A 22,418-nucleotide genomic window follows, 5' to 3' on the forward strand; every position below is an offset into this window, starting at 1 on the left:
GTTGTTCGTTGTAGCGTACGAATGGTTCACCGTGCTGAACACCACACCGGTGTTCGTCGAACCGAACGTCGATCCAACGGAGCGAACGCATGTCTCCCGAACCGGCCGCCCCGCTCGGCACCATCGCCGCCGCCCTGCGCCGCGAGCGGGACCGGGTCGGCATCTCGCTGACCGAGCTCGCCCGGCGGGCGGGCGTCGCCAAGTCCACCCTCTCCCAGCTGGAGTCGGGGACCGGCAACCCGAGCGTGGAGACGCTGTGGGCGCTCGGCGTGGCGCTCGGCGTGCCGCTCAGCCGGCTGGTGGAGCCCGCCGACGACTCCGTGCGGGTCATCCGCGCCGGGGACGGGCCCCAGGTCCGCTCCGAGCAGGCCGACGCCGCCGGGACGCTGCTCAGCGCCGGGCCGGCGCACCTGCGTCGGGACATCTACCTGATCGAGCTGGAGCCGGGCGCGATCCGGGCCGCGGACGGGCACACTCCCCGCAGCGTCGAGCACGTGGTGGTCGCCGCCGGACGGCTGCGGGTGGGCCCCGAGTCCGGCCCGGTCGAGCTGGGCCCCGGCGACTACGCGACGTTCCCCGGCGACGCCCCGCACCGCTACGAGGCGCTGGCCCCCGGCACTCTCGCCGTCCTCATCATGGAACACCCCTGACCGGGTCCCGATCCCGCGCGAGCCGAGCCGGCGGCCGGTGGAGTATCGTCGGAGACCGGTTTTCGGTTATCGACCCAATTGTCCGAAACCATAGGATAACGTTTGCGCCCGTGGGCGGCGCCACAGTGGCGGTGAGCGAGCCCACGCCGTTACCCTCCATCCGCAGCCACGCCCTGCCGAAACGGGCGACCTGACCGGCACGCGAGGCCCAGCGCGACAATCTGCAACGAGGTGACAACGCCGTGAGCGAGCGGACGCGAGCCGGCCACCGGAGCGTGGCAGGCGGCGACCGGACGCCCGGCGGCCACCGGGGCGCGAACGCGGACCGCCCTCCTCTTGCACCGATCGGCCACCTGGCCGGGTATGGCGACGGGCTCGACGGATGAACGGCCGCTACACCGACCGGTGGCGGGACCCGAACGAACCGTCCTGGGTGGTCGAACCAACCACCGAGTGGCATCCTCAGTTCCCCGGCCAGCGCTATCCCGGCGACATCGGCATGTCCCACCAGCCGCCTCCGCCGCCGCGCGGCCGGGCGGCCGTCGCCGGCCGCGCCGAGGTGCCTCCGCTCGCGCCCACCCGCCCGGACGGCACCTACCTCGGCCGGTCCTGGGCAGACGAGGAGCCGGCCGAGACGGCTCCGTACGGCCGGTCCTGGGCCGACGAGGAGCCGCCCGGAACGCCGACCCACGGCGGGTCACGGGGCGGCGAACGCCCCGTCGAGGCGTCCGCCTACGGCCGGCCGGACGGTGCCGAATCCCGCCACTACGACCATGAGCCGTACCGCCGACCGCTGCCCGAGCCGACCCGGCGGGACGACCGCCGTTCCCCCGAATCAGACCGGCGGACCGCCTGGTCCGACCGGCGCCCGAACGACGACCGGGCACCGGCCCGGGAGGCTGCCTGGCACCGGGACCAGCCCGCCGAGCGGCACGACGGCCGCCGACTCCGGCACGATCCGGCCGACCGGGAGCGGGGGTACCCGACCGCGCCACCGGTGTCCCCCGCGCCCCGGGCCGAGCCCGGCTGGGTGCCGGAGCCGGACGAGCCGCCGCGCCGGCGTGGCACGCAGGAGCGCCCGGCCGCCGGATACGACCGGCACCCCGGTGACGGGTACCCTGCCCGGCCCAGCCGGGGCCACGAGGGCCGCCCGGCCGACGGCTGGGCCGCCGGCGGGGCCGGCCAGTGGGCCCCCGTGGAGGGCCGCTCGCGGTACCCCGCCGACGGGTACCCCGATCGCGCCGCCGACGACACCCGCCGTCCAGACCGGACGGCCGACGCACGGCGCGCTGAGCGGGCCGCCGACGACGGCCGCCACCCTGAAAGGTTCGTCGACGACGCGCGCCCGGCGGCGCGGGCCCGTGCGGACGCCGGTGCGCCTCCGGAGCGGCGGTACCGCCTGGACGAGGCAGTCGGCGCACCGCAGACACCGGACGGTGGACGACGGCACCGGCCCGAACCGGAGCTGCCGGGACAGCCGCGCCGGGATGACGAGCGGCGCCGGCCAGCCGACCCGCACAGGCAGCAGCCCCGCGAGGCGGCGGCCCGCGCCGAGGCGTACCCGGACCGGCGCCCCCGCGAGGAGACCCGGCCGGAGACGTACCGCGAGGAGACGTACCGCGACCGGCGCCCCCGCGAGGAGACCCAGCCGGAGACGTACCGCGAGGAGCGGCCGCAGCCCGACCACCGCCCGGACGGCACCCTGCCCTGGCCACCGCCGGGTCCGGTGCGTCCGCACCGCACGGAGCCGGGCCACCAGGGCGATGCGCACCGCACCGCCGACCCGCACCGCACCGTCTCCGAGCCGGGCGTCCCGTCGCGGCCGGCCACCCGGCCCGAGAGGCCGCCCGTCGCGCCGTCCCGGTACGACGAACGACCGGCGCGTCCCGCCGCGGCGGCTCCGCCGGCACCGGCCACCTCCGGCCGGGCGACCCCGGTCCCGCCGACACCCGTCTCCCCGGCCGGGCCGGACGCCGGCCGCCCAGCCCCGGTCCCGCCCGTCTCCCCGGAGCGACCGGTGCCACCGGCATCCGTCTCCCCCGCCGCGCCCGGCCGGGACCGGCCGATCTCGGCCGCCCCGGCCTCCCCCGCGCCAGCGGACCACGAGCGCCGACCGGCCGACCACGTCCCGCCGCGCCGCCCGGATCAGAACCGGCCGGTGTCGGCGGCCCCGGTCTCCCCGGCGGCGGACGTACCCGTCTCGGGTCCACCGGCTGCCCGGCTCCGGCTGGAGTTCCTGCCCGCGCCGGTGGACCCGCCGCTGGCCGACGAGCACCCGGACCCGCCGGTGTCACCCGCACCCCGGACGCCGGCCGATCCGACACCGTCGGAGCAGCCTGCCCCGACAGCGGACGCGCGACCGCCGCTCGCGCCGCCGCCCGCCTGGCAGGCCTCGGATCCCCCGGTCCCGACAGCCACGGCTCCAACACCCACGACCCCGACAGCCACGGCCGCGACACCCACGGCGGACGCCGAGCCGGCGCTCCCGCTGGCACCCGGCATGCCGCGCCGCTACGTCCCCCCGCCGCCGTCGGAGCCGCCGGTGGCGCCCGCCCCGGAGCCGGTCGAGGCTCCGGTCACCCGGGGGCCGGCCGCCTGGTTCAGCCCCGCCCAGGAGCCGGAGTCCGACCAGGACGAACCGGAGACGGACCGCCGGCCAGCCGAGGCGACCGACGACCGGTCGGCGGCCGGTGGCCCGGCCGGCTCCTCCGCGCCCACCGGAGCGGAGTCCGACCCGTTGACGCCCGCTGCCGAGTCGGCCGCCGACGGCTGGACGACCGACCCGCACCCGGACTCCACGGTCGAGCCGGGCGGCGTGGCACCGGCACCCCAGGTCCGGCCGGTCTCCGCACCGCCCGCGCGACCGATCTCGGCACCACCGGCCGAACCGGTCTCCGCACCGCCAGCCGAACCGGTCTCCGGCGATCGCGACCCCTGGGCCGACGACCTGGTCACCGATCCTGACCCCGCAGTCGGGTCGACATCGATTGACGCCCTCGGACCCGTGTCCGCACCGCCGGCTTATCCGGTGTCCGCACCGCCGGCTTATCCGGTGTCCGCACCGCCGGCCTATCCGGTGTCCGCACCGCCGGCCTATCCGGTGTCCGCACCGCCGGCCTATCCGGTGTCCGCACCGCCGGCCTATCCGGTCTCCGCACCGCCGGCCTATCCGGCGTCCGGTGCCTCCCGCAGGTGGGCGGACGATCTGCTCGACGAGGCACAGCCCCTCGTCGAGCCGGCACCGGCGCAGGCCCACCCGCCGGTCTCCGTCGCGCCGGAGACCGGCGGAACACCGCACCAGCGCACCGATCCGGCGCCCGCCGAGACCGACCCCGACGTCTCCGGATCCCCTGACGCGCCGGCCTACGACGAACCCGACGACTGGACGGACGAGGGCGTCGCCGAGCCGGAGCCGCTGGACCGGCCGACATCGGCACCACCCGCATACATCGGCGCTTACCAGCCGGTACCGGCACCGCTGGACCGGCCGTTCTCCGCACCGCCCGCAGGAGACAGTGACCCGTCCGAGCGCGACCCGGTGGACGACGCGCGCTCGGCGCCGGACGCGCCGCCGGCGGACGCGCCGGCCGGTCGGAGCCCCGGCGAACCGATGGCCGGCTCGCAGACCGACGACGTGTCCGCCGCCGGTGCGTTGTCGGCCCGGTCTGCGCCGTCCGACCACGACCCGGAAGAGCCCGTCCCGGCGGAGCCCACACGGCCGGACTCGGCTGCGACCGTCTCGGCCGCGCCCGTGTCAGCCCCGCCCGCAGCACCGGTGTCCGCGCCACCGACCTCCACGGCGCCCGTGTCCGCGCCGCCCGTCTTCACGGCGCCCGTGTCCGCGCCACCGACCACCGCGCCACCGGTCTCCGCGGCACCGGTCTCCGCGCCGCCAGTCCCGGTGGCGCCCGTCTCCGCGCCGCCAGTCTCCGCGCCACCGGTCTCCGCGCCGCCAGTCTCGGTGGCGCCCGTCTCCGCGCCACCCGTCTCCGCACCGCCGATCTCCGCGCCGCCGGTCTCCGCGCCGCCGGCCGCAGCCGTTCCCGGGCCGTGGAGCGGCTCACCGGAGGCAAGCGTGCCGGTGTCCGCGCCACCCGGCGCGGCGCCGCCGGCGACCCGCCGGCCGCTGGCCGAGCAGGGCGACCCGGAGCAGGTTCTTGCGGCGTACCGGTGGCGGCTGGACCCGGTCACCCTGCGCGAGGACCTGACCGAACCGGACGAGATGCGGGCGATCCGGCGGCGGCTGACCGAGAAGTTGGGCTCTGCCGCCGACAACCGGGCTCGGGCCCGCCTGCTCAGCCTGCGGGCGGTGGCCTCCCGGATCCTGGGCGAACTGGACGACGCGCTGGCCGACGGCCGGCTCGCCCTCACCTACGCCGAGGCCACCGGCGAGCTGCGCCGGACGGCGCTGGCCCAGGCACGGCTGGCCCACGTGCTGCGCTGGCGCGGCGACTTCGCCGAGGCCGACCAACTCTTCGCCAAAGCGAACTCGGTCGAACTGCCCGACCGGCTGCGGGCCGCCCTACATGAGCACGCCGGGCGGTCCTGCTATGACCAGGGCCGGCTGATGGAAGCCTGCCACCACTTCGAGCAGGCCCTCGACCTGCGCGGCGCCGGCGACGCCGAACTCCTGGACCGGATCCGGGTGGCCCTCGACGCGGTCGCCACCCGGGCCGCGGCTGACGGCTTCGGGCCGTACCCCCGGGGTCGGGACGAGGTGCTCGACCGCGACCGACCCCCGATGCCGGGCCGGGACGGACCGCTGTGGGGGTACACCGATCCGAAGGGTGACCTGGTCATCCCCGCCCGCTACGCCGAGGCGCAGCCGTTCCACGACGGATTGGCCTGGGTCCGCCGGCCGGACACCGACCGGTGGTCGCTGATCAACCTGCTCGGTACGACGGTGATCCCGCCGTCGTACCGCGCGGCGCGCCCGTTCAGCGACGGCCTGGCCTGGGTGGTCACGGACGGCGGCTGGGCGGCGATCGACGCGACCGGCGAGGTGCAGGTCCGGCCCAACTTCGCCGAGATGCGCCCGTTCCGCCGCGGGGTGGCCGCGGTCAGGCGCGAGGGTTGGGGGGCGGTCGACCGGACCGGTCGGATCGTGCTGCCTACCCGCTACCACGGCTTCGCCACCGAACTGGCCGACGGCCAGCAGGTCGACGGGTTCACCGACGAGGGCCTCGCCGTGGTCGACGTGGGCGGCCGGCGTGGCGTGGTGGACCGCGGCGGCACGGTGCTGGTGCCGCCAGCGCACCCGATGCTGGTCATCCACCCGGTGGCGTTCCTGATCGGCAGCGGCACCGGACGCTGGGGTGCCCTGGACCGGCGCGGCGAGCCGCTCATCGATGCCGTGCACCGCGACCGGGCCGCGGTGCTGGCGGAGATCGACCGGCTACTCATCGACGCCAACCCGGTGCTCTGACCGGCGGTTCGGCAACCCCGAATCGCCAGGGCTAGGGTCGGGTCATGGAATTCCGACACCTGGGCCGTTCCGGCCTGTTGGTCAGCGAGATCTCGTACGGCAACTGGATCACCCACGGTTCGCAGGTCGAGGAGGACGCCGCGTTCGCCTGCGTCCGGGCCGCCCTCGACGCGGGGATCACCACCTTCGACACCGCCGACGTGTACGCCGGCACCCGGGCCGAGGACGTGCTCGGTCGGGCGCTGCAGAACGAGCGCCGCGAGGGCCTGGAGATCTTCACCAAGGTCTACTGGCCGACCGGTCCCGGCCGCAACGACCGCGGCCTGTCCCGCAAGCACATCATGGAGTCGATCAACGGCTCGCTGCGCCGGTTGCGCACCGATTACGTGGACCTCTACCAGGCCCACCGGTACGACCACAGCACGCCGCTCGAGGAGACGATGGAGGCGTTCGCCGACGTCGTGCACTCCGGCAAGGCGCACTACATCGGCGTCTCCGAGTGGACCGCGGCGCAGCTGCGGGCCGCCCACCCGCTCGCCCGGGAGCTGCACATTCCGCTGGTCTCCAACCAGCCGCAGTACTCGATGCTCTGGCGGGTCATCGAGACCGAGGTCGTGCCGGCCAGCGAGGAGCTGGGCATCGGCCAGATCGTCTGGTCGCCGATGGCGCAGGGTGTGCTCTCCGGCAAGTACCTGCCGGGGCAGCCGCCGCCGGCCGGTTCCCGCGCCACCGACGAGAAGTCCGGTGCGGGCTTCATCTCCCGGTTCATGACCGACGAGGTGCTGACCCGGGTTCAGCAGCTCAAGCCGCTGGCCGAGCAGGCCGGGCTGAGCATGGCCCAGCTCGCGGTGGCCTGGGTGTTGCAGAACCCGAACGTGTCGTCCGCGATCATCGGCGCGTCCCGTCCCGAGCAGGTGCACGACAACGTCAAGGCGGCCGGGGTGAAGCTCGACGCCGAGCTGCTCAAGGCGATCGACGAGATCGTCGAGCCGGTCACCGAGCGGGACCCGGCCAAGACCGAGTCCCCCGCACAGCGCCCGTAACGCTCACCCCCCGGTCCCCGACCCTGCCGGCCCCGACCCCGCCGACCCCGGCCTCGCCAATCTAGGGCATTTCGCTGCCGATGGAGATCAACAAGCAGCGATAAGCCCTAGATCGGCGGGGGTCAGGGGCGGGGCGCGGGGGGCGGGGGGCGGGGGCGGGCGGGGGACGAGGGCGGGGCGGGGGTTAGGACTGCCAGAAGCGGATCAGGTCTAGGCCGGCGGCGTAGAGCCACGAGGGCAGGCCGAGCAGGTCCCCGATCGCGAAGACGACGTCGAAGAACCAGCCGCCGATGCGCGGGTTCCACAGCAGCGCGAAGAGCAGCAGGAAGCCGTACGGGGCGAACAGGTCGTACATTCGGCGCCACTGCGGGTTGAGCCACGGCTGGATCATGTTGCCGCCGTCGAGGCCGGGGACCGGTAGCAGGTTCAGCACGCTCGCGGTGAGCTGAAGGAAGGCCAGCAGCGCGACTCCGGCCCAGAACTCCACCGGGCCGCCCGCCTGGATGCCGATCCGCAACGCCGCCACCAGCACCAGCGTGAACAGCACGTTGGTGGCCGGGCCGGCGAGGCTGACCAGGGTGTGCCGCAACCGGCCCGGGATGGCGTGCCGGTCCACCCACACGGCGCCGCCGGGCAGGCCGATGCCGCCCAGCAGCACCACCACCACCGGCAGCACGATCGACAGCAGCGGGTGGGTGTACTTCAACGGGTTGAGCGTCAGGTAGCCGCGGTGGGCGATGTCCCGGTCGCCGGCCCGGAAGGCCACCACCGCGTGCGCGTACTCGTGCAGGCAGAGCGAGACCAGCCACCCGGAGACCACGAAGAGGAACACGTCGAACCGGACGCTGCCGTACCCGTTCCAGGCCAGCACCCCGCTGACCGCGAAGAGGGCGACCAGGCCGAGGAAGACCGGGCTGGGCCGGAACGCCGCCCTGGGCACGCCGAGCACCAGCCGCTCGCCGCCCGGCCGGTCGTAGCCCATCACTCGGCCGTGGGTAGCAGGCTCATCCGGTACTCCACGCGGTCGTCCTCCACGAGCGCGACCGAGGTGACGCCGGACGCCGCGAGCTCCCGCCAGGTCTGACCGATCCAGGATTCGGCGTCGGCCTGGCTGCCGAACGACTCCGCCGGTCCCTCGACCGTCTGGCCGTCCGTGCCCTCGTACCGCCAGCTCCACGCCATGCCGCGTCTCCCCTCGCCGCTGAAGTCCCCGTGGGACGAACCCTCGCCAGCGTAGTCGGCCCGACCCGGAACGGCCGCTCGCTCGCCCCGCCCGCGACCCACGGGCTGATCAACCCATCGGCGGCGGCCGGTACGGTGGCCCGGTGCTGACACGGGGAGTGCTGCTCGGCGACCGGTACCGGCTGGGCGAGCGGGTGGCGACAGGTGGGATGGGCGCGGTCTGGCGCGGCACCGACGTGCTGCTGGAACGCGAGGTGGCCGTGAAGGTGCTGCTGCCGTCGCTGGTCGCCGACCCGGAGTTCACCGCCCGGTTCCGGGCCGAGGCGCAGATGCTGGCGGCGCTGCGGCACCCCGGCGTGGTGGCGGTGCACGACGTCGGGCAGGCCACGCTCGCCGACGGCAGCCGGGTCGACTACCTGGTGATGGAGTACGTCGAGGGCGAGCCGTTGTCCGCCCGGGTGCGCGTGGCGGGTCGGCTGGACCCGGCCACCACCATGTCGGTGCTGGCGCAGGCCGCGGACGCGCTGCACACCGCCCACCTCGCCGGCATCGTGCACCGGGACGTGAAGCCGGGCAACCTGCTGGTCAAGGCGGACGGCAGGGTGGTGCTGGTCGACTTCGGCATCGCCCGGTCCCGCAGCATGGCCGGGCTCACCGCAGCGAACATGGTGCTCGGCACCGCCTCGTACATGTCCCCGGAGCAGGCCACCGGGCAGCCGGTCTCCCCGGCGACCGACGTCTACGCGCTGGGCGCGGTGGCGTACTTCTGCCTCGCCGGGCAGCCGCCGTTCGACGGTGACAACCCGCTCGCGGTGGCGCTGCGGCACGCCCAGGACGAGCCGGCGCCGCTGCCGTCGGACACCCCACCGGCGGTGGTGGCGGTCGTCGCGCGGGCGCTGGCCAAGCGGCCGGCGGACCGGTTCGCCAGCGCCGCCGAGCTGGCCGGCGCCGCCGCCGACGCCCGCGACGCGACCCTGGCGAGAATTCCGCCGGCCGATCGCCCGCCGTGGGCGGTGGCCGCCCCCACCCCGCCCGTACCGAGCCCCGCCCCGGCCGCGCCGGCCGTCGCGCGGCCCGTACCGAGCCCCGCCCCGCCGGCCCCGGCTGTCGCGCGGCCCATTCCAACCCCCGCACCGCCGGCCGCGCCGGCGCCACCGCCATCGGCCCTGCGTTCCCCGGCGGGCTTCGAGGCCGGACCGGCGACCGGGCCGACCCGGGAGGACCCGCTCCGCAGAGCCCCGTCCGGGCGGCGGCGGGGGGTGCTCATCGGGGCCGCCGCGGTCGTCCTCGTGGCGCTGGTCGCCGTGGCCGTCGCGGCGCTGCAGCCGGACGCGCGGCCTGGTGGATCCGATCAGCCGCCGGCCCTCGCCGGCGGGTCGGCCTCGGCGCCGGACGTCCCGCTGCCGACCGGGGACGCGGCCACCCCGGGGCCCCGACCCAGCGGTACGCCGGGCGCCAGCCGGACCGGCGCCGCCGGCCCGACCGAGGCCGGCGGTCCGACCGAGGCCGCCGGCCAGCCCGGAGCGCCGACCAGCGGCGCCCCGGTTCCACGCACCACCGCGCCGGGCAGCACGCCGACCGCGGCCGCCACCGGCAAGCCGACGTCCAGCGGCAGCCCGGCGGGGCGGCCCAACCCGTACACGGCGACTCAGGTGTGCGGCAGTGGCTACCAGGTGGTCGACTCGGCGACGCTGACCGGCGGCGACGGTCGCCGGCGGGGCCGGGTCTACCTGCTGTACCACTCGGGCACCGGCAACAACTGCGTGGTCACGCTCAAGGACACCGCGGTCGGCACGAAGTCGGCGGCGTCGGCGTACCTGGAGGTGCAGGGGCGGGCCCGCAGCACCGACAGCGGGTCCTTCGACTACTACGCCGGGCCGGTGCGGGCCGGCGCCGCCGCGACGTGCGTGAAATGGGGTGGCGCCACGGGCGGGGTCAGCTACGGCAGCGGATTCGAGCACTGCGACTGACCAGACCGCGACCGCCGGGCCGGCAGGCAGCGGGACGCCGGGCGGCCTTAAGGTACGGGCATGTCCGTTGACGGGTGGAACACGGTCCTGGTGCTCGGCGGTATCCGGTCCGGCAAGTCCGAGTTCGCCGAGTCCCTGGTCACCGACGCGCCGGTGGTCCGATATCTCGCCACCGCTGCGGAGGGCGACCCGGAGGACACCGAGTGGGCGAGCCGCCTGGCCGCGCACCGCGCCCGGCGGCCGGGCAGCTGGAGCACCGAGGAGACCGCGGCCGACCCGCGGCGGCTGGCCGACGTCCTCGCGTCCGCCCAGCCCAACGAGACGCTGCTCGTGGACGACCTCGGCGGCTGGGTGACGGTGCTGCTCGACCCGGACCATCAGCCCGCCGACGACGTGGCGACCATCGCTGAGCTGGCCGAGGCGATCCGCGCCTGCCCGGCGCGGGTGGTGCTGGTCAGCCCCGAGGTGGGGTTGTCCCTGGTGCCCACCACGCCGCTGGGCCGGGCGTTCACCGACGCGCTCGGCGCGGCCAACCGGGCGGTCGCCGACGCCTGCGACGCGGTGGTGCTGGTGGTCGCCGGCCAGCCGGCCTGGCTGAAGCCGGCCGTGCCGCCCGCGACCGCCGCCGGTGCCGTGCCGGCGGCACCCGCCACCCGGACCGCGCCGGTCGGGTCCGGGCCGGTCGGAGTGGATTCGGCCGACGTCGAGCCCACCCCCGAGGTGCAGCTGCCGGACGTGCTGACCCACACGCCGCCGGCTGCCCCGAACCAGGAGCCCGGCAACCCCTGGGCCGCGCCGACCATGGCGCTGCCGATGGTGGCCACCGGGCTGGTCATCCAGCCGGGCATGGAGCTGCCGATGCCCGACGAGTACACCGGCCCCCAGGCGGTGGACCGGCTGGCCACGTTGGACGTGCCCGGCGCCGGGCTGGGCGTGCTGGACCGCGTCGTCGGCTTTGCCGCCGCCACGCAGGGCACCTCGACCCCGGTCGCCTGGAACTCCGTGCGGGTGCTGCTGCTGCACGGTGACCACGCTGGCGGGGCCTCGGCCGGCACCGTCGCCGGCGAGTCGGCACGTCGGGCCGGGCAGGCCCGCGCCGGGCAGGGCGCGTTGGCCCGGCTGGCCGCCGAGAGTGGAGCCAGCCTCCAGGTGGTGGACACTCCAGGCGCCGCGCCCATGGAGGACCAGCCGGCGCTCACCCTCGAGCAGGTGGAGTCGGCGCTGCGCTACGGCTGGCGGTTGGCCGAGCAGGCCGCCGACGCCGGCGTACAGCTGCTGGTGCTGGCCGCGTGCGGCGCCGGCACCGAGGCCGCCGCCGCGGCGGTGCTGGCGGCCACCGCGGGCGCCGAGCCGCCGGCCGTGCTCGGTCGGGTGATCACCCACTCCGGCGAGATCGACGACGCGGCGTGGATGATCCGCTGCGCGGCGGTACGCGACGCGTTGCACCGCACCCGCCGCTCGCCTCGGGGCGCCAAGGACGTGCTGGCCGAACTGGGCGGCGGCGACGTGGCGGTGGCCACCGGCGTGCTGCTCGGCGCCACCGCCCGCCGGATGCCGGTGCTGCTGGACGGGCCGGTCGGGCTGGCCGCGGGCATGGTCAGCCGCGACCTGGCCGGGCAGGCGCGGCACTGGTGCCTGCTCGCCGACGACGGCGGTCACCCGGCGGTGCGGCTGGCCGCCGACGTGCTCGGCCTCACACCGCTGCTCGACCTGCGGCTGGATCTCGGCGAGGGGGCCAACGCGCTGGTCGCGCTCCCGCTGCTGCGCTCGGTGCTGTCCCTGGCCGCCGCGCTGCCGGTCCACCCGTCGCTGGCCGGCGGCGGGGAGCCGGACCAGGGCGCCGAGGAGCCGGAGGAGACCGAGCCGGAGGAGACCGAGCCGGAGGACACCGAGCCGGAGGACACCGAGCCGGAGGACACCGAGCCCGACTACGCCGAGCCGGAGCCGGCCGGGCCGGGCCCGGCCACCACCGGGGCGGACGAGCAGCCGGCGTCGGGCTGGCGTGCCGGCTGAGTCGCGGCTCGCCGCGGGGGCCCGGCTGGCGGTCACCACGTTCAGCACGTTGCCGGTCCGGGCCGGACGGATCGACCGCCCGGTGGCTGGCACGGCGATGGCGCTCGCCCCGGCGGTCGGCGCCCTGCTCGGCGCGCTGCTGGCCGGCGTGCTGCTGCTGGCTGGCACGTTCGCTCCCCCACTGGTGGCCGCCGGCGTGACGGTCGGTGCGGCCGCCCTGCTCACCCGGGGGTTGCACCTGGACGGGCTGGCCGACACCGTGGACGCGCTCGGCTCGTACCGGCGGGGCGCGGCCGCGCTGGAGATCATGAAGAAGCCGGACGTCGGCCCGTTCGGGGTGGTCGCCCTGGTGGTCGTCCTGCTGGTGCAGGCGGCGGCGCTCGCCGAACTGGCCAATCGGTCCTGGCCGGCATGCCTCGCGGCGGTGGTCGCGGCGACCGCCGCCGGCCGGCTGGGTGTGACGGCGGCCTGCCGGCGGGGCGTACCGGCGGCACGGCCGGACGGGCTGGGCGCGATGGTGGCCGGCACGGTCGGCCCGGTGGCGCTGGCCGCCGGCGCGATCACCGTCGTGCTGCTGGCGGTTCCCGCGGTGCCGGGCCGCCCATGGCAGGGGCCGCTGGCCGTCGCCGCCGCGTTCGCCGTCACGGTGCCGCTGCTGGCCCACGTGGTACGCCGTTTCGGCGGGATGACCGGCGACGTGCTCGGCGCGACCGTCGAGGTTGTCACCACGCTGGTCTACCTGGGTCTGGTGCTGTCCGGCTGAACCCGGTGAGGCGGGCCGGGTAGCGTTCGCCTCGACAGCGCCGGCGCGGCCTCGGGGGAACGAGAATGCTCATCACGGACGACTTCCTGCCCGTACCGGTCCCGGAGTCGCTCAGCGCGACCTACCTGGTGCCGATGACGGGGCTGCCGAAGGTCAGTGCGAAGACCGCGGTGGCGGCGCTGACCGGCCGGCTGGCCGAGCCGGTGCACGGGCTGGCCCGGCAGATGCTGGACAGCCCGCTGATGAGCGTGGACACCCGGCCGATCGCCGAGTTCCCCGAGCTGCCACCGGATCTGCTCACCGCGTTCGGCGCCACCGAGGCGCAGCTGGCGCGGCTGGCCGCGGCGACCCATTTGGTGGTGGTGCAGGCCGAGTACCGGCCCGGCTGGCCGCCGGCGCACGAGTGGGCGGCCCGGGCGGTGGCGGCGGCGGTGGCGGAGTCCGTCGACAGCGACGTGGTGGACGTCTTCGGCCTGCAGTTCCTCGACCCGGCGACCGCGCTGCGCTCGCTCCCCGACGAGCAGGGCCGGATCCGGCTGGTGGACTGGGTGCTGGTGCCGTACTCCTCCGACGCGGAGGGGCTGTGGTTCACCACCAAGGGGCTGCGCCGCTTCGGGCTGCTGGAGTTGCAGACCCAGGGGGTGCCCGACCACCTCACCCGGGCCTGGGGCGCGGTGATGACCGGGGCGGCGCGACGGCTGCTGCGGGACTGGACCGACGGGCTCTCCGGCGAGGAGGTGCCGGCGTTCGTGCAGCTGCCGGTGCTGGCTACGGTGACCGGGCACGACATTGCGGTGGCGTACGGCAACCCGGAGCAGCACGGTGCGACCGCGCCGGTGCTGCTGCGCCTGGAACTGGACCCGGCGACCGACCCGGAGGCCGACTCGTTCCTCAGCCTGCGCCCGCCGGCCGGGCATCCGGGTCCGGACGGGCGCTACTACGCCGCCGCCTGCGCGACGCTGTTCTCCGGGATCCAGCCGGACGTGCGCTACGCCCGCTCCGGCGACGCGATGAGCCGCGCGGTCGCCACCGCCCGGGCGGCGCTGGACGACGCGCGGGCCCGGTTCGTCGCCGGCAGGCTGCCCGCGGAGTCCCAGTTGGTGGTCAAGTACGGCCTGCCCGGCGACGACGGGCCGGAGTACGTCTGGGCCGGCGTCACCTCGTGGGAGACCCCGGAGCGGATCGTCGGCGTGAGCGCCAGCGACGCCGCCACCGACCCCTCGGTGCGGATCGGCGCCCCGGTCGTGGTGGAGGCGACCGACGTGGTCGACTGGGCGGTGCTGGACGGCACCGGCGTGATCGAGGGCGGCTGGACCCAGGCCGTCCTCGACTCCGGCGAACCCCCAACCCCCACAACCCCCTGACCCTCGGCGTTGATCATGAAGTTATTGCCGGGACACGCCGACAGCGGTGGCAATAACTTCATGATCGACGGGGTGGGGGACGGGGGGGGTTACTTGACTGAGGGGTTGACGAACGGGGGTTTGGTCACCTGCATGGGGGCGCGGCGGCCACGGATCTCGACCTCGACGAGGTCGCCGTCGGCGAGCTTGGCGTCGGTGTCCAGCAGGGCCAGCGCGATGCCCTGCTTGCGGGTCGGCGAGAAGGTGCCGCTGGTGACAGTGCCGACCTGCACGTCACCGACGTGCAGGGTCATCCCCGGCCGCGGAATGGCCCGATCGACGGCCACCAGGCCGCGCAGCGTACGCCGGGGGCCGTCGGCCTTCTCGGCGCGCAGCGCGTCGCGGCCCCAGAAGGCCGGCTTGTCCCAGCCCACCGCCCAGCCGGACCGTGCCTGCACCGGGGTGATGTCCAGGGACAGGTCCTGCCCGTGCAGCGGGTAGCCCATCTCGGTGCGCAGCGTGTCCCGGGCGGCCAGCCCGCAGGCGCGCAGCCCGAAGCTCTCGCCGGCGGCGAAGAGCGCGTCCCAGACCGTGACCGCGTGCGCCGCCGGCACGACCAGCTCGTAGCCCAGCTCCCCGGTGTAGCCGGTGCGGCAGACCGTCAGTTCGACCCCGGCCAGGGTGGCGGCGGAGAAACTCATGTAGCCGTGCTCGTTGGGCAGGCCCAGGGCGCCCAGCAGCTCGGCCGAGCGCGGGCCCTGCACGGCCAGCACGGCGTACGCCTCGTGCTCGTCGGTGACGGTGATCTGCTCCGGCGCGGCGGCCCGCAGCCGGCGGACCACCTCGGCGGTGTTCGCCGCGTTCGGGATCAGGAAGACGTGGTCGTCGGCGTACAGGTAGGCGATGATGTCGTCCACCACGCCGCCGGTGGCGTCGTCGCAGCAGAGCGTGTACTGCGCCCGGCCGGGCCCGATCCGACCCAGGTCGTTGCTCAGGCAGGCGTTGACGAAGTCCGCGGCGCCAAGGCCGCTCACCCGGGCCTTGCCCAGGTGCGACACGTCGAAGACCCCCACCGCGCTCCGCACCGCGGTGTGCTCCTTGAGCACCCCGCCGCCGGCGTACTCCAGCGGCATCTCCCAGCCCCCGAAGGGGGCGAACTTGGCGCCGGCGGCGGTGTGCCGCTCGTGCAGCGGGGAACGGCGCAGCCGGGTCGCGGCGGCGTCGGAGGTCACGTCGGTCATGGGTGGCAACTTACCGGGGGCAACGCCGCTGGTTAGCATCGGCGGGACCCGTCGGCGTCATCGACGGGACAGCCCTGACGTCCGGCGGGTACGTTCCGCCGGAGACCTTCATCGCCGGTACGCGACGACGCGGCCGGCCCGGCCCGCCCGGAGTAGCTTCAGTGACATCGCCCCGCACCACCACCCTGAGCCTGGTCGACACCGACCCGGCGGAGCTCGCCGTCGACGCGATCGTGATCGGCGTGCACAGCCAGACCGGAGAGCAGGGCGCCACCGGCGGCCTCGCCGGCACCCTGCTGCTCGCCAGCGGCGCGGAGAGCATCGCCGCCGCGTTCGACGGCAAGCTGACCGAGACGCTGGCGCTGCTCGGCGCGACCGGCGGCCCGGGCGAGGTGATCAAGCTGGCCACGCTGGGCACGGTCACCGCCCCGCTGGTCACGGCGGTCGGGCTCGGCCCGGAGCCGTCGGGTGCCGCCCCGGCCCCGGAGACCCTGCGCCGGGCGGCCGGCGCCGCGATCCGTGCCTTGGCGGGCGCGTCGAAGGTGGCGCTGGCCATGCCACTGCCGGACGACGCCGACGCGCCGGCCGCGCTGCGCGCGGTCGCGGAGGGCGCGCTGCTCGGCGGGTACCGGTTCGCCGGCTACAAGACCCGGCCGCAGCCGACCCGACGGGAGCCGGTGGCCGAGGTGCTGGTCTCGGTGCCGGACGCCGGCGACGCGGGCGCCCTGGCGGAGATCAGCCGGGCGCAGGTGGTGGCGGGCGCGGTCCGGCTCAGCCGGGACTGGGTGAACACCGCGCCGAATGAGCTGCGTCCGCCGTCGTTCGCCGACGCGGTGGCCGACGCCGCCCGTGCGGCGGGCCTGGGCGTCGAGGTGCTGGACGAGGCGGCCCTGGCCGCCGGCGGGTACGGCGGCATCGTCGCGGTCGGGCAGGGCTCGGAGGCCCCGCCGCGCCTGGTGAAGCTCACCTACACCCCGCAGGACGGCGGCAACGGCAAGCGGGTCGCGCTGGTCGGCAAGGGGATCACCTTCGACACCGGCGGCATCTCGATCAAGCCGGCGCAGGGCATGTGGGAGATGAAGTCCGACATGGCGGGCGCCGCCGCCGTGGGTGCCGCCATGCTGGCGATCGCCGCGCTCAAGCCGACGGTGGCGGTCAGCGCCTACCTGCCGATGGCGGAGAACATGCCGTCGGGCACCAGCTACCGGCCGGGTGACGTCATCAGCATGTACAGCGGCAAGAAGGTGGAGGTGCTCAACACCGACGCCGAGGGCCGGATGATCCTGGCCGACGCGATCGCCCGCGCCTGCGAGGACGGCACGGACTACCTGTTCGAGACCTCCACCCTGACCGGCGGCCAGGTGATCGCGCTGGGCAAGCGCGTGGCCGGCGTCATGGGCACCCCGGAGCTGTGCGAGCGGGTCCGGACGGTCGGCGACTCGGTCGGCGAGCCGGCCTGGCCGATGCCGCTGCCGGACGACGTGCGCAAGGGCATGGACTCCGACGTGGCAGACATCTCGCAGGTCAACGCCGGGATGGACCGGGCCGGGCACATGTTGCAGGGCGGAGTGTTCCTGCGCGAGTTCGTGACCGACGACGTGGCGTGGGCGCACATCGACATCGCCGGGCCGGGCTACCACTCCGGCGAGCCGACCGGCTACTGGACCAAGGGCGGCACCGGCGTGCCGGTCCGCACCCTGGTGCAGCTGGTCGAGGACGTCGCCGTCAACGGCTGACAGATGCGAGGAAGGGCCCCTTGTTGACGCCTGGCGTCAACAAGGGGCCCTTCCTCGCATCTCAGTACCGCTCGGGCCGGCGCTTGCGGCGCTCGTTGAAGTCGCGCATCCGCTGCGGGTAGCCCATCAGCCGGACGTCGTACACCGGGATCCCCATCCGGTACGCGAAGCGCCGCGCGCCGTCCGGGCCGTCGATGCGCCGGCGGGTCCACTCCCCGTCGTCGGCGATCAGGATGACGGTGGTCTCCGTCACCGTCGTCCGCGGTTCGATGTACGCCTCGACGCCACGCCGGCTCCGGACGAAGTTTTCGAGATGATCCAGATCACCACGATCCGCCGCGCGGTCGTGGCTGGGCACACGCGCCTGTTTGCGGCGCCGGAACAACCCCACCGGACCTCTCCCCCATGCTCCGTCATCGATAACGGTGCCAAGGGTACGTGTCGCCGACGTGTCGTTGGGCACCTCAGTACGCACCCTGTGCCCAGTGGTGACAAGATGACCGAGGTGGGGTGTGTCCCTGTTACCCCTCCGTGACCCCCGATGCAGTGACGCGACCTGGGAGTTGGACGTGAGCGAGCCGAACGACGCAACCTTCGACATCGTCATCCTCGGAGGTGGCAGCGGCGGCTACGCGGCGGCGCTGCGCGCCGCCCAACTGGACCTCTCCGTCGCGCTGATCGAGAAGGGCAAGCTGGGCGGCACCTGCCTGCACAACGGCTGCATCCCGACGAAGGCCCTGCTGCACGCCGCCGAGATCGCCGACCAGACCCGCGAGTCGGAGCAGTTCGGTATCAAGGCCGAGCTGGTCGGGATCGACATGGCCGGGGTCAACTCCTACAAGGACGGCGTGATCTCCCGCCTGTACAAGGGCCTGCAGGGCCTGGTGGGCGGCTCGAAGAACATCACCCTCGTGGCCGGCGCCGGCAAGCTGGTCGGCAGCAACGTGGTCGAGGTCGACGGCAAGCGTTACACCGGCCGCAACATCATCCTGGCCTCCGGCTCGTACGCCAAGAGCCTGCCCGGCCTGGAGGTCGACGGCGAGCGGATCATCACCAGCGACCACGCGCTCACCCTGGACCGGGTGCCGTCGTCGGTGATCGTGCTCGGCGGCGGCGTGATCGGCGTCGAGTTCGCCAGCGTGTGGAAGTCCTTCGGCGTCGACGTGACGATCGTCGAGGCGCTGCCCCGCCTGGTGGCCGCCGAGGACGAGGAGTCGTCGAAGGCGCTGGAGCGGGCGTTCCGCAAGCGGAAGATCAACTTCAAGGTCGGCAAGCCGTTCGAGAAGGTCGAGAAGACCGAGACCGGCGTCAAGCTGACCATCCAGGGCGGCGAGACCGTCGAGGCCGAGCTGCTGCTCGTCGCCGTCGGTCGCGGCCCGACCACCGCCAACCTCGGGTACGAGGAGCAGGGCGTCAAGATGGACCGCGGCTACGTGCTGACCGACGAGCGGCTGCGCACCAGCGTGCCGAACGTCTACGCGGTCGGCGACATCGTGCCCGGCCTCCAGCTCGCGCACCGCGGCTTCCAGCAGGGCATCTTCGTCGCCGAGGAGATCGCCGGCCAGAACCCGGCCGTGATCGACGAGGTCGGCATCCCGCGGGTCACGTACTCCGACCCGGAGCTGGCGTCGGTCGGCCTGACCGAGGCGAAGGCCAAGGAGCAGTACGGCGCCGACAAGGTCAAGACGTACAACTACAACCTGGGTGGCAACGGCAAGAGCCAGATCCTCAAGACGGCCGGCTTCGTGAAGCTTGTCCGGGTGGACGACGGCCCGGTGGTCGGCGTGCACATGGTCGGCGCCCGGGTGGGTGAGCTCGTTGGCGAGGCGCAGCTCATCTACAACTGGGAGGCCTACCCGGCGGAGGTCGCCCAGCTCGTGCACGCCCACCCGACCCAGAGCGAGGCCCTGGGCGAGGCGCACATGGCTCTCGCCGGCAAGCCGCTGCACTCGCACGCCTGATCACGACAACCCGCGGCGTCCGGCGACGGGCGAAGATCCCACCAGGGGAATGAAGGAGTCTCAGAACATGCCGGTATCGGTCACCATGCCCCGGCTCGGCGAGAGCGTCACCGAGGGCACCGTCACTCGCTGGCTCAAGCAGGAGGGCGACACCGTCGAGGTCGACGAGCCACTGCTCGAGGTCTCGACCGACAAGGTCGACACCGAGATCCCGTCACCCGCGGCGGGAGTGCTGAGCCGGATCGTGGTCGGCGAGGACGAGACCGCGGAGGTCGGCAGCGAGCTGGCTGTCATCGCCGGTGAGGGCGAGTCGGCCGGTGGCGGCGAGGCCGCCCCGCAGGAGCAGCAGCAGGCTCCGGCCGAGTCGGTCGAGCCGGCCGCCGAGCCGACGGCCGCCGCCGAGGGCACCGCGGACGAGGTGGCCCAGGACGAGGCCCCGGCCGCCGCCGGTGCGGGCCAGGGCACCGCGGTGAAGATGCCGGCCCTGGGCGAGAGCGTCACCGAGGGTACGGTCACCCGCTGGCTCAAGCAGGTCGGCGAGACCATCGAGGTGGACGAGCCTCTGCTGGAGGTCTCCACCGACAAGGTCGACACCGAGATCCCGTCGCCGGTCGCCGGCACGGTGCTGGAGATCAAGGTCGCCGAGGACGAGACCGCCGCGGTCGGCGCCGACCTGGCGATCATCGGCGTCGCCGGTGCCGCGCCCGCGCAGCCCAAGCCCGAACCGAAGCCCGAGCCGAAGGCGGAGGCCAGGCCGGCGCCCAAGGCCGAGCCGAAGCCGGAGCCGAAGGTCGAGGAGCCCACGCCGGGCACGTCGTACAACGAGCCGTCCGCGGAGGCCGAGACCTCGGCGCAGCCGGTGAAGGCCGAGCAGGCTTCGCAGCCGGCCGCGCCGACCCCGACGCCGCAGCGCCCGTCCGCCCCGGCGCAGGGTGGCGGCGAGGAGGCCGCCGGGTACGTCACTCCGCTGGTGCGCAAGCTGGCCAGCGAGCACGGCGTCGACCTGTCCTCGCTGAACGGCACCGGCGTGGGTGGCCGGATCCGCAAGCAGGACGTGCTGGAGGCGGCCGAGAAGGCCAAGGCGAAGGCGGCTCCGGCCGCCCCGCAGCAGCCGGCCGCCGCGCCGTCGGCGGCCCCGGCGAAGCCGGCCGCCAAGCCGCAGCCGAGCGGCAAGCGGGGCACCACCGAGAAGCTCCCCCGGATCCGTAAGGCCATCGCCACGCGGATGCACGAGTCGCTGCACGAGATGGCGCAGCTCACCACGGTCGTCGAGGTGGACGTCACCCGGATCGCCAAGCTGCGGGCGCAGGCGAAGGACTCCTTCCAGCAGCGCCACGGCGTGAAGCTGTCCTTCCTGCCGTTCTTCGCCCTGGCGGCCGTCGAGGCGCTGCAGACGTACCCGATCGTCAACGCCCAGCTGGACCTGGCGGGCGGGACGATCACCTACCCGGAGGCGGAGCACCTCGGCATCGCCGTGGACACCGAGCGGGGCCTGCTGGTGCCGGTCATCCACAACGCCGGTGACCTCAACCTGGGCGGCATCGCCAAGCGGGTCGCGGACCTGGCCGAGCGGACCCGGACCAACAAGATCAGCCCGGATGAGCTCGCCGGGGCGACGTTCACGCTGACCAACACGGGCAGCCGGGGTGCGCTCTTCGACACCCCGATCGTGCCGTCGCCGCAGTCGGCGATGCTCGGCACGGGTGCCGTGGTCAAGCGTCCGGTCGTGGTCAACGACCCGGATCTGGGCGAGGTCGTCGCGGTCCGGTCGATGGTCTACCTGGCCATGTCGTATGACCACCGGCTGATCGACGGCGCCGACGCCGCCCGCTTCCTGGCCGCGGTCAAGGAGCGGCTGGAGGCCGGCAACTTCGAGTCGGAGCTGGGCCTGGCCTGATCCCGAGCCAGTCGAAAGGGCGCCCCGGTCGTCGACCGGGGCGCCCTTTCGCCGTTCCTGGGTCCGTAGCGCGGTGAGCGCCGGTCGGGGCGGACCCCGGCCGGCGCTGCCCGCTCAGCCCTTGAGCAGGGCGGTCGAGACCTGCCAGAGCCGCTCGGCGGCCTCCGGGTCCAGCGCGTACGGGGCGACACCGCGCCGGTCGCCGGGCGCGGCCAGCCCGGCCTCCTGGCAGTCCTCGAAGTAGCGCCCGCCGACCCCGTCGAGCAGCGGTGAGGCGGCGACCAGCACCGAGGTGGCGGCGCCCTGCTCGACGGTCTTCCACGCCGCCGCGTTGCCCGCGCGGAGCCGGTTCAGCTCCTCCTCGCTGACGTAGCGCTGGAGGTTGGTCTGGATCGCTCCGGGCATCAGCGAGTTGGCCACGATGCCGTCGTCGGCCCAGAGCCGGGTCACCTCCACGGCGAAGAGCACGTTCGCCGTCTTCGACTGCCCGTACGCCTCCCACGGCTCGTACGGCCGGCGCTCGTACTGGATGTCCTGGAAGACCACCGGCGAGCGTAGGTGGGCGGCGGAGCTGACCGAGGCGATCCGGGCCCCGCCGGCGGCGGACAGCGCCGGGCGCAGCCCGGTGGCGAGCGCGAAGTGCCCCAGGTGGTTGGTGGCGAACTGCATCTCCCAGCCCTGTGGGGTCCGCATCTCGGGCGACGCCATGATGCCGGCGTTGTTGACCAGCATGTGCAGTGGGCCGTCCCAGTTGGCCACGAAGTCGGCGACCGAGCCCTGGTCGGCGAGGTCGAGCGGGGCGACCAGGATCCGGTCGTTGCCGGTGCCGGCGGTGATGTCGTCGGCGGCGCGCTGCCCGGCGTCGGTGTTGCGCACGGCCAGGGTGACCTGCGCGCCGGCGCTGGCCAGGGCCCGGGCGGTCTCGACGCCGATGCCAGACGACCCGCCGGTGACGATCGCCCGCCGGCCGCCGAGGTCCACGCCCTGGATCACGTCCATGGCGGTGGAGTCATGGGTGAACGGTGTGGTGATCGGGGTGCTCGTCGTCATGATCCATCCTTGTTCGGGTGGGGCGGACCGATCCGGCCCGCCGCTACGATGGAAGCGGAGGATCCTCCGCTACGTTCGAGACTAACCGGAGCTTCCTCCGGATACCACTTCCGGGGTGAACCCGTCGGCCCGCACCAGCAAAGG

The 22,418-nt window shown here is 74.8% G+C and carries 15 protein-coding genes; 10 read left to right on the forward strand and 5 right to left on the reverse strand.

Annotation, left to right across the window (positions count from 1 at the left end; translation table 11 throughout):
- The first annotated feature begins 89 nt into the window (after positions 1-89).
- From BUS84_RS15185 to BUS84_RS15195, 3 genes are all read left to right on the forward strand, one after another.
- On the forward strand, positions 90-650 hold the full coding sequence (locus tag BUS84_RS15185; RefSeq protein WP_074313199.1) for a helix-turn-helix domain-containing protein: 561 nt from the start codon (positions 90-92) through the stop codon (positions 648-650).
- A 382-nt stretch (positions 651-1,032) separates the two neighbouring features.
- Positions 1,033-6,075, forward strand: a complete 5,043-nt coding sequence (locus BUS84_RS40675) for a WG repeat-containing protein (RefSeq protein ID WP_280175133.1) — start codon at positions 1,033-1,035, stop codon at positions 6,073-6,075.
- A 44-nt stretch (positions 6,076-6,119) separates the two neighbouring features.
- Complete coding sequence (locus tag BUS84_RS15195; RefSeq protein WP_074313201.1) at positions 6,120-7,118, forward strand: aldo/keto reductase family protein; 999 nt, start codon at positions 6,120-6,122, stop codon at positions 7,116-7,118.
- A 184-nt stretch (positions 7,119-7,302) separates the two neighbouring features.
- Here the strand turns inward: BUS84_RS15195 and BUS84_RS15200 are convergent, their stop codons facing one another.
- Together BUS84_RS15200 and BUS84_RS15205 are read right to left on the reverse strand one after the other, a co-directional pair.
- Positions 7,303-8,100, reverse strand: coding sequence for a site-2 protease family protein (locus tag BUS84_RS15200; RefSeq protein WP_074313203.1), 798 nt, complete (start codon positions 8,098-8,100; stop codon positions 7,303-7,305).
- Entirely contained in the window at positions 8,100-8,300 is a 201-nt protein-coding gene (locus BUS84_RS15205; RefSeq protein WP_030337978.1) for a hypothetical protein, read from the reverse strand. The genes BUS84_RS15200 and BUS84_RS15205 overlap by 1 nt, the downstream gene beginning before the upstream one ends.
- A gap of 143 nt (positions 8,301-8,443) precedes the next feature.
- Between BUS84_RS15205 and BUS84_RS15210 the strand changes: the two genes are divergently transcribed.
- From BUS84_RS15210 to BUS84_RS15225, 4 genes are all read left to right on the forward strand, one after another.
- Positions 8,444-10,270, forward strand: coding sequence for a serine/threonine-protein kinase (locus BUS84_RS15210; protein ID WP_084757483.1), 1,827 nt, complete (start codon positions 8,444-8,446; stop codon positions 10,268-10,270).
- A 60-nt stretch (positions 10,271-10,330) separates the two neighbouring features.
- Positions 10,331-12,283: a bifunctional adenosylcobinamide kinase/adenosylcobinamide-phosphate guanylyltransferase gene (locus BUS84_RS15215; protein ID WP_074313207.1), complete on the forward strand. Its 1,953-nt coding sequence runs from the start codon at positions 10,331-10,333 to the stop codon at positions 12,281-12,283.
- Positions 12,273-13,046: an adenosylcobinamide-GDP ribazoletransferase gene (locus tag BUS84_RS15220; RefSeq protein WP_074313209.1), complete on the forward strand. Its 774-nt coding sequence runs from the start codon at positions 12,273-12,275 to the stop codon at positions 13,044-13,046. The genes BUS84_RS15215 and BUS84_RS15220 overlap by 11 nt, the downstream gene beginning before the upstream one ends.
- Positions 13,047-13,111: 65 nt before the next feature.
- Positions 13,112-14,410 carry a DUF2314 domain-containing protein gene (locus BUS84_RS15225; protein WP_074313211.1) on the forward strand — a complete coding sequence of 433 codons (1,299 nt, stop codon included), beginning with the start codon at positions 13,112-13,114 and terminating at the stop codon, positions 14,408-14,410.
- A gap of 89 nt (positions 14,411-14,499) precedes the next feature.
- Here the strand turns inward: BUS84_RS15225 and gcvT are convergent, their stop codons facing one another.
- Complete coding sequence (gene gcvT, locus BUS84_RS15230; protein WP_074313213.1) at positions 14,500-15,630, reverse strand: glycine cleavage system aminomethyltransferase GcvT; 1,131 nt, start codon at positions 15,628-15,630, stop codon at positions 14,500-14,502.
- A gap of 161 nt (positions 15,631-15,791) precedes the next feature.
- On the opposite strand from gcvT, the gene BUS84_RS15235 reads away from it, so the two are divergent.
- Positions 15,792-17,366, forward strand: coding sequence for a leucyl aminopeptidase (locus BUS84_RS15235; protein WP_074313215.1), 1,575 nt, complete (start codon positions 15,792-15,794; stop codon positions 17,364-17,366).
- A gap of 61 nt (positions 17,367-17,427) precedes the next feature.
- Here BUS84_RS15235 and BUS84_RS15240 read toward each other — a convergent pair whose 3' ends face one another.
- Positions 17,428-17,757, reverse strand: coding sequence for a hypothetical protein (locus BUS84_RS15240; protein WP_074313217.1), 330 nt, complete (start codon positions 17,755-17,757; stop codon positions 17,428-17,430).
- 178 nt (positions 17,758-17,935) lie between these two features.
- Between BUS84_RS15240 and lpdA the strand changes: the two genes are divergently transcribed.
- Positions 17,936-19,327: a dihydrolipoyl dehydrogenase gene (gene lpdA, locus BUS84_RS15245; protein ID WP_074313219.1), complete on the forward strand. Its 1,392-nt coding sequence runs from the start codon at positions 17,936-17,938 to the stop codon at positions 19,325-19,327.
- Positions 19,328-19,394: 67 nt separating this feature from the next.
- The gene (sucB, locus tag BUS84_RS15250; RefSeq protein WP_074318818.1) at positions 19,395-21,224 is read left to right on the forward strand and encodes a 2-oxoglutarate dehydrogenase, E2 component, dihydrolipoamide succinyltransferase; all 1,830 of its coding nucleotides are present in this window, start codon (positions 19,395-19,397) and stop codon (positions 21,222-21,224) included.
- A 114-nt stretch (positions 21,225-21,338) separates the two neighbouring features.
- Here the strand turns inward: sucB and BUS84_RS15255 are convergent, their stop codons facing one another.
- Positions 21,339-22,274, reverse strand: coding sequence for an SDR family NAD(P)-dependent oxidoreductase (locus BUS84_RS15255; RefSeq protein ID WP_074313221.1), 936 nt, complete (start codon positions 22,272-22,274; stop codon positions 21,339-21,341).
- Positions 22,275-22,418: the final 144 nt, after the last annotated feature.

It is taken from the genome of Micromonospora cremea (genome assembly GCF_900143515.1).
GTDB lineage: Bacteria > Actinomycetota > Actinomycetes > Mycobacteriales > Micromonosporaceae > Micromonospora > Micromonospora cremea.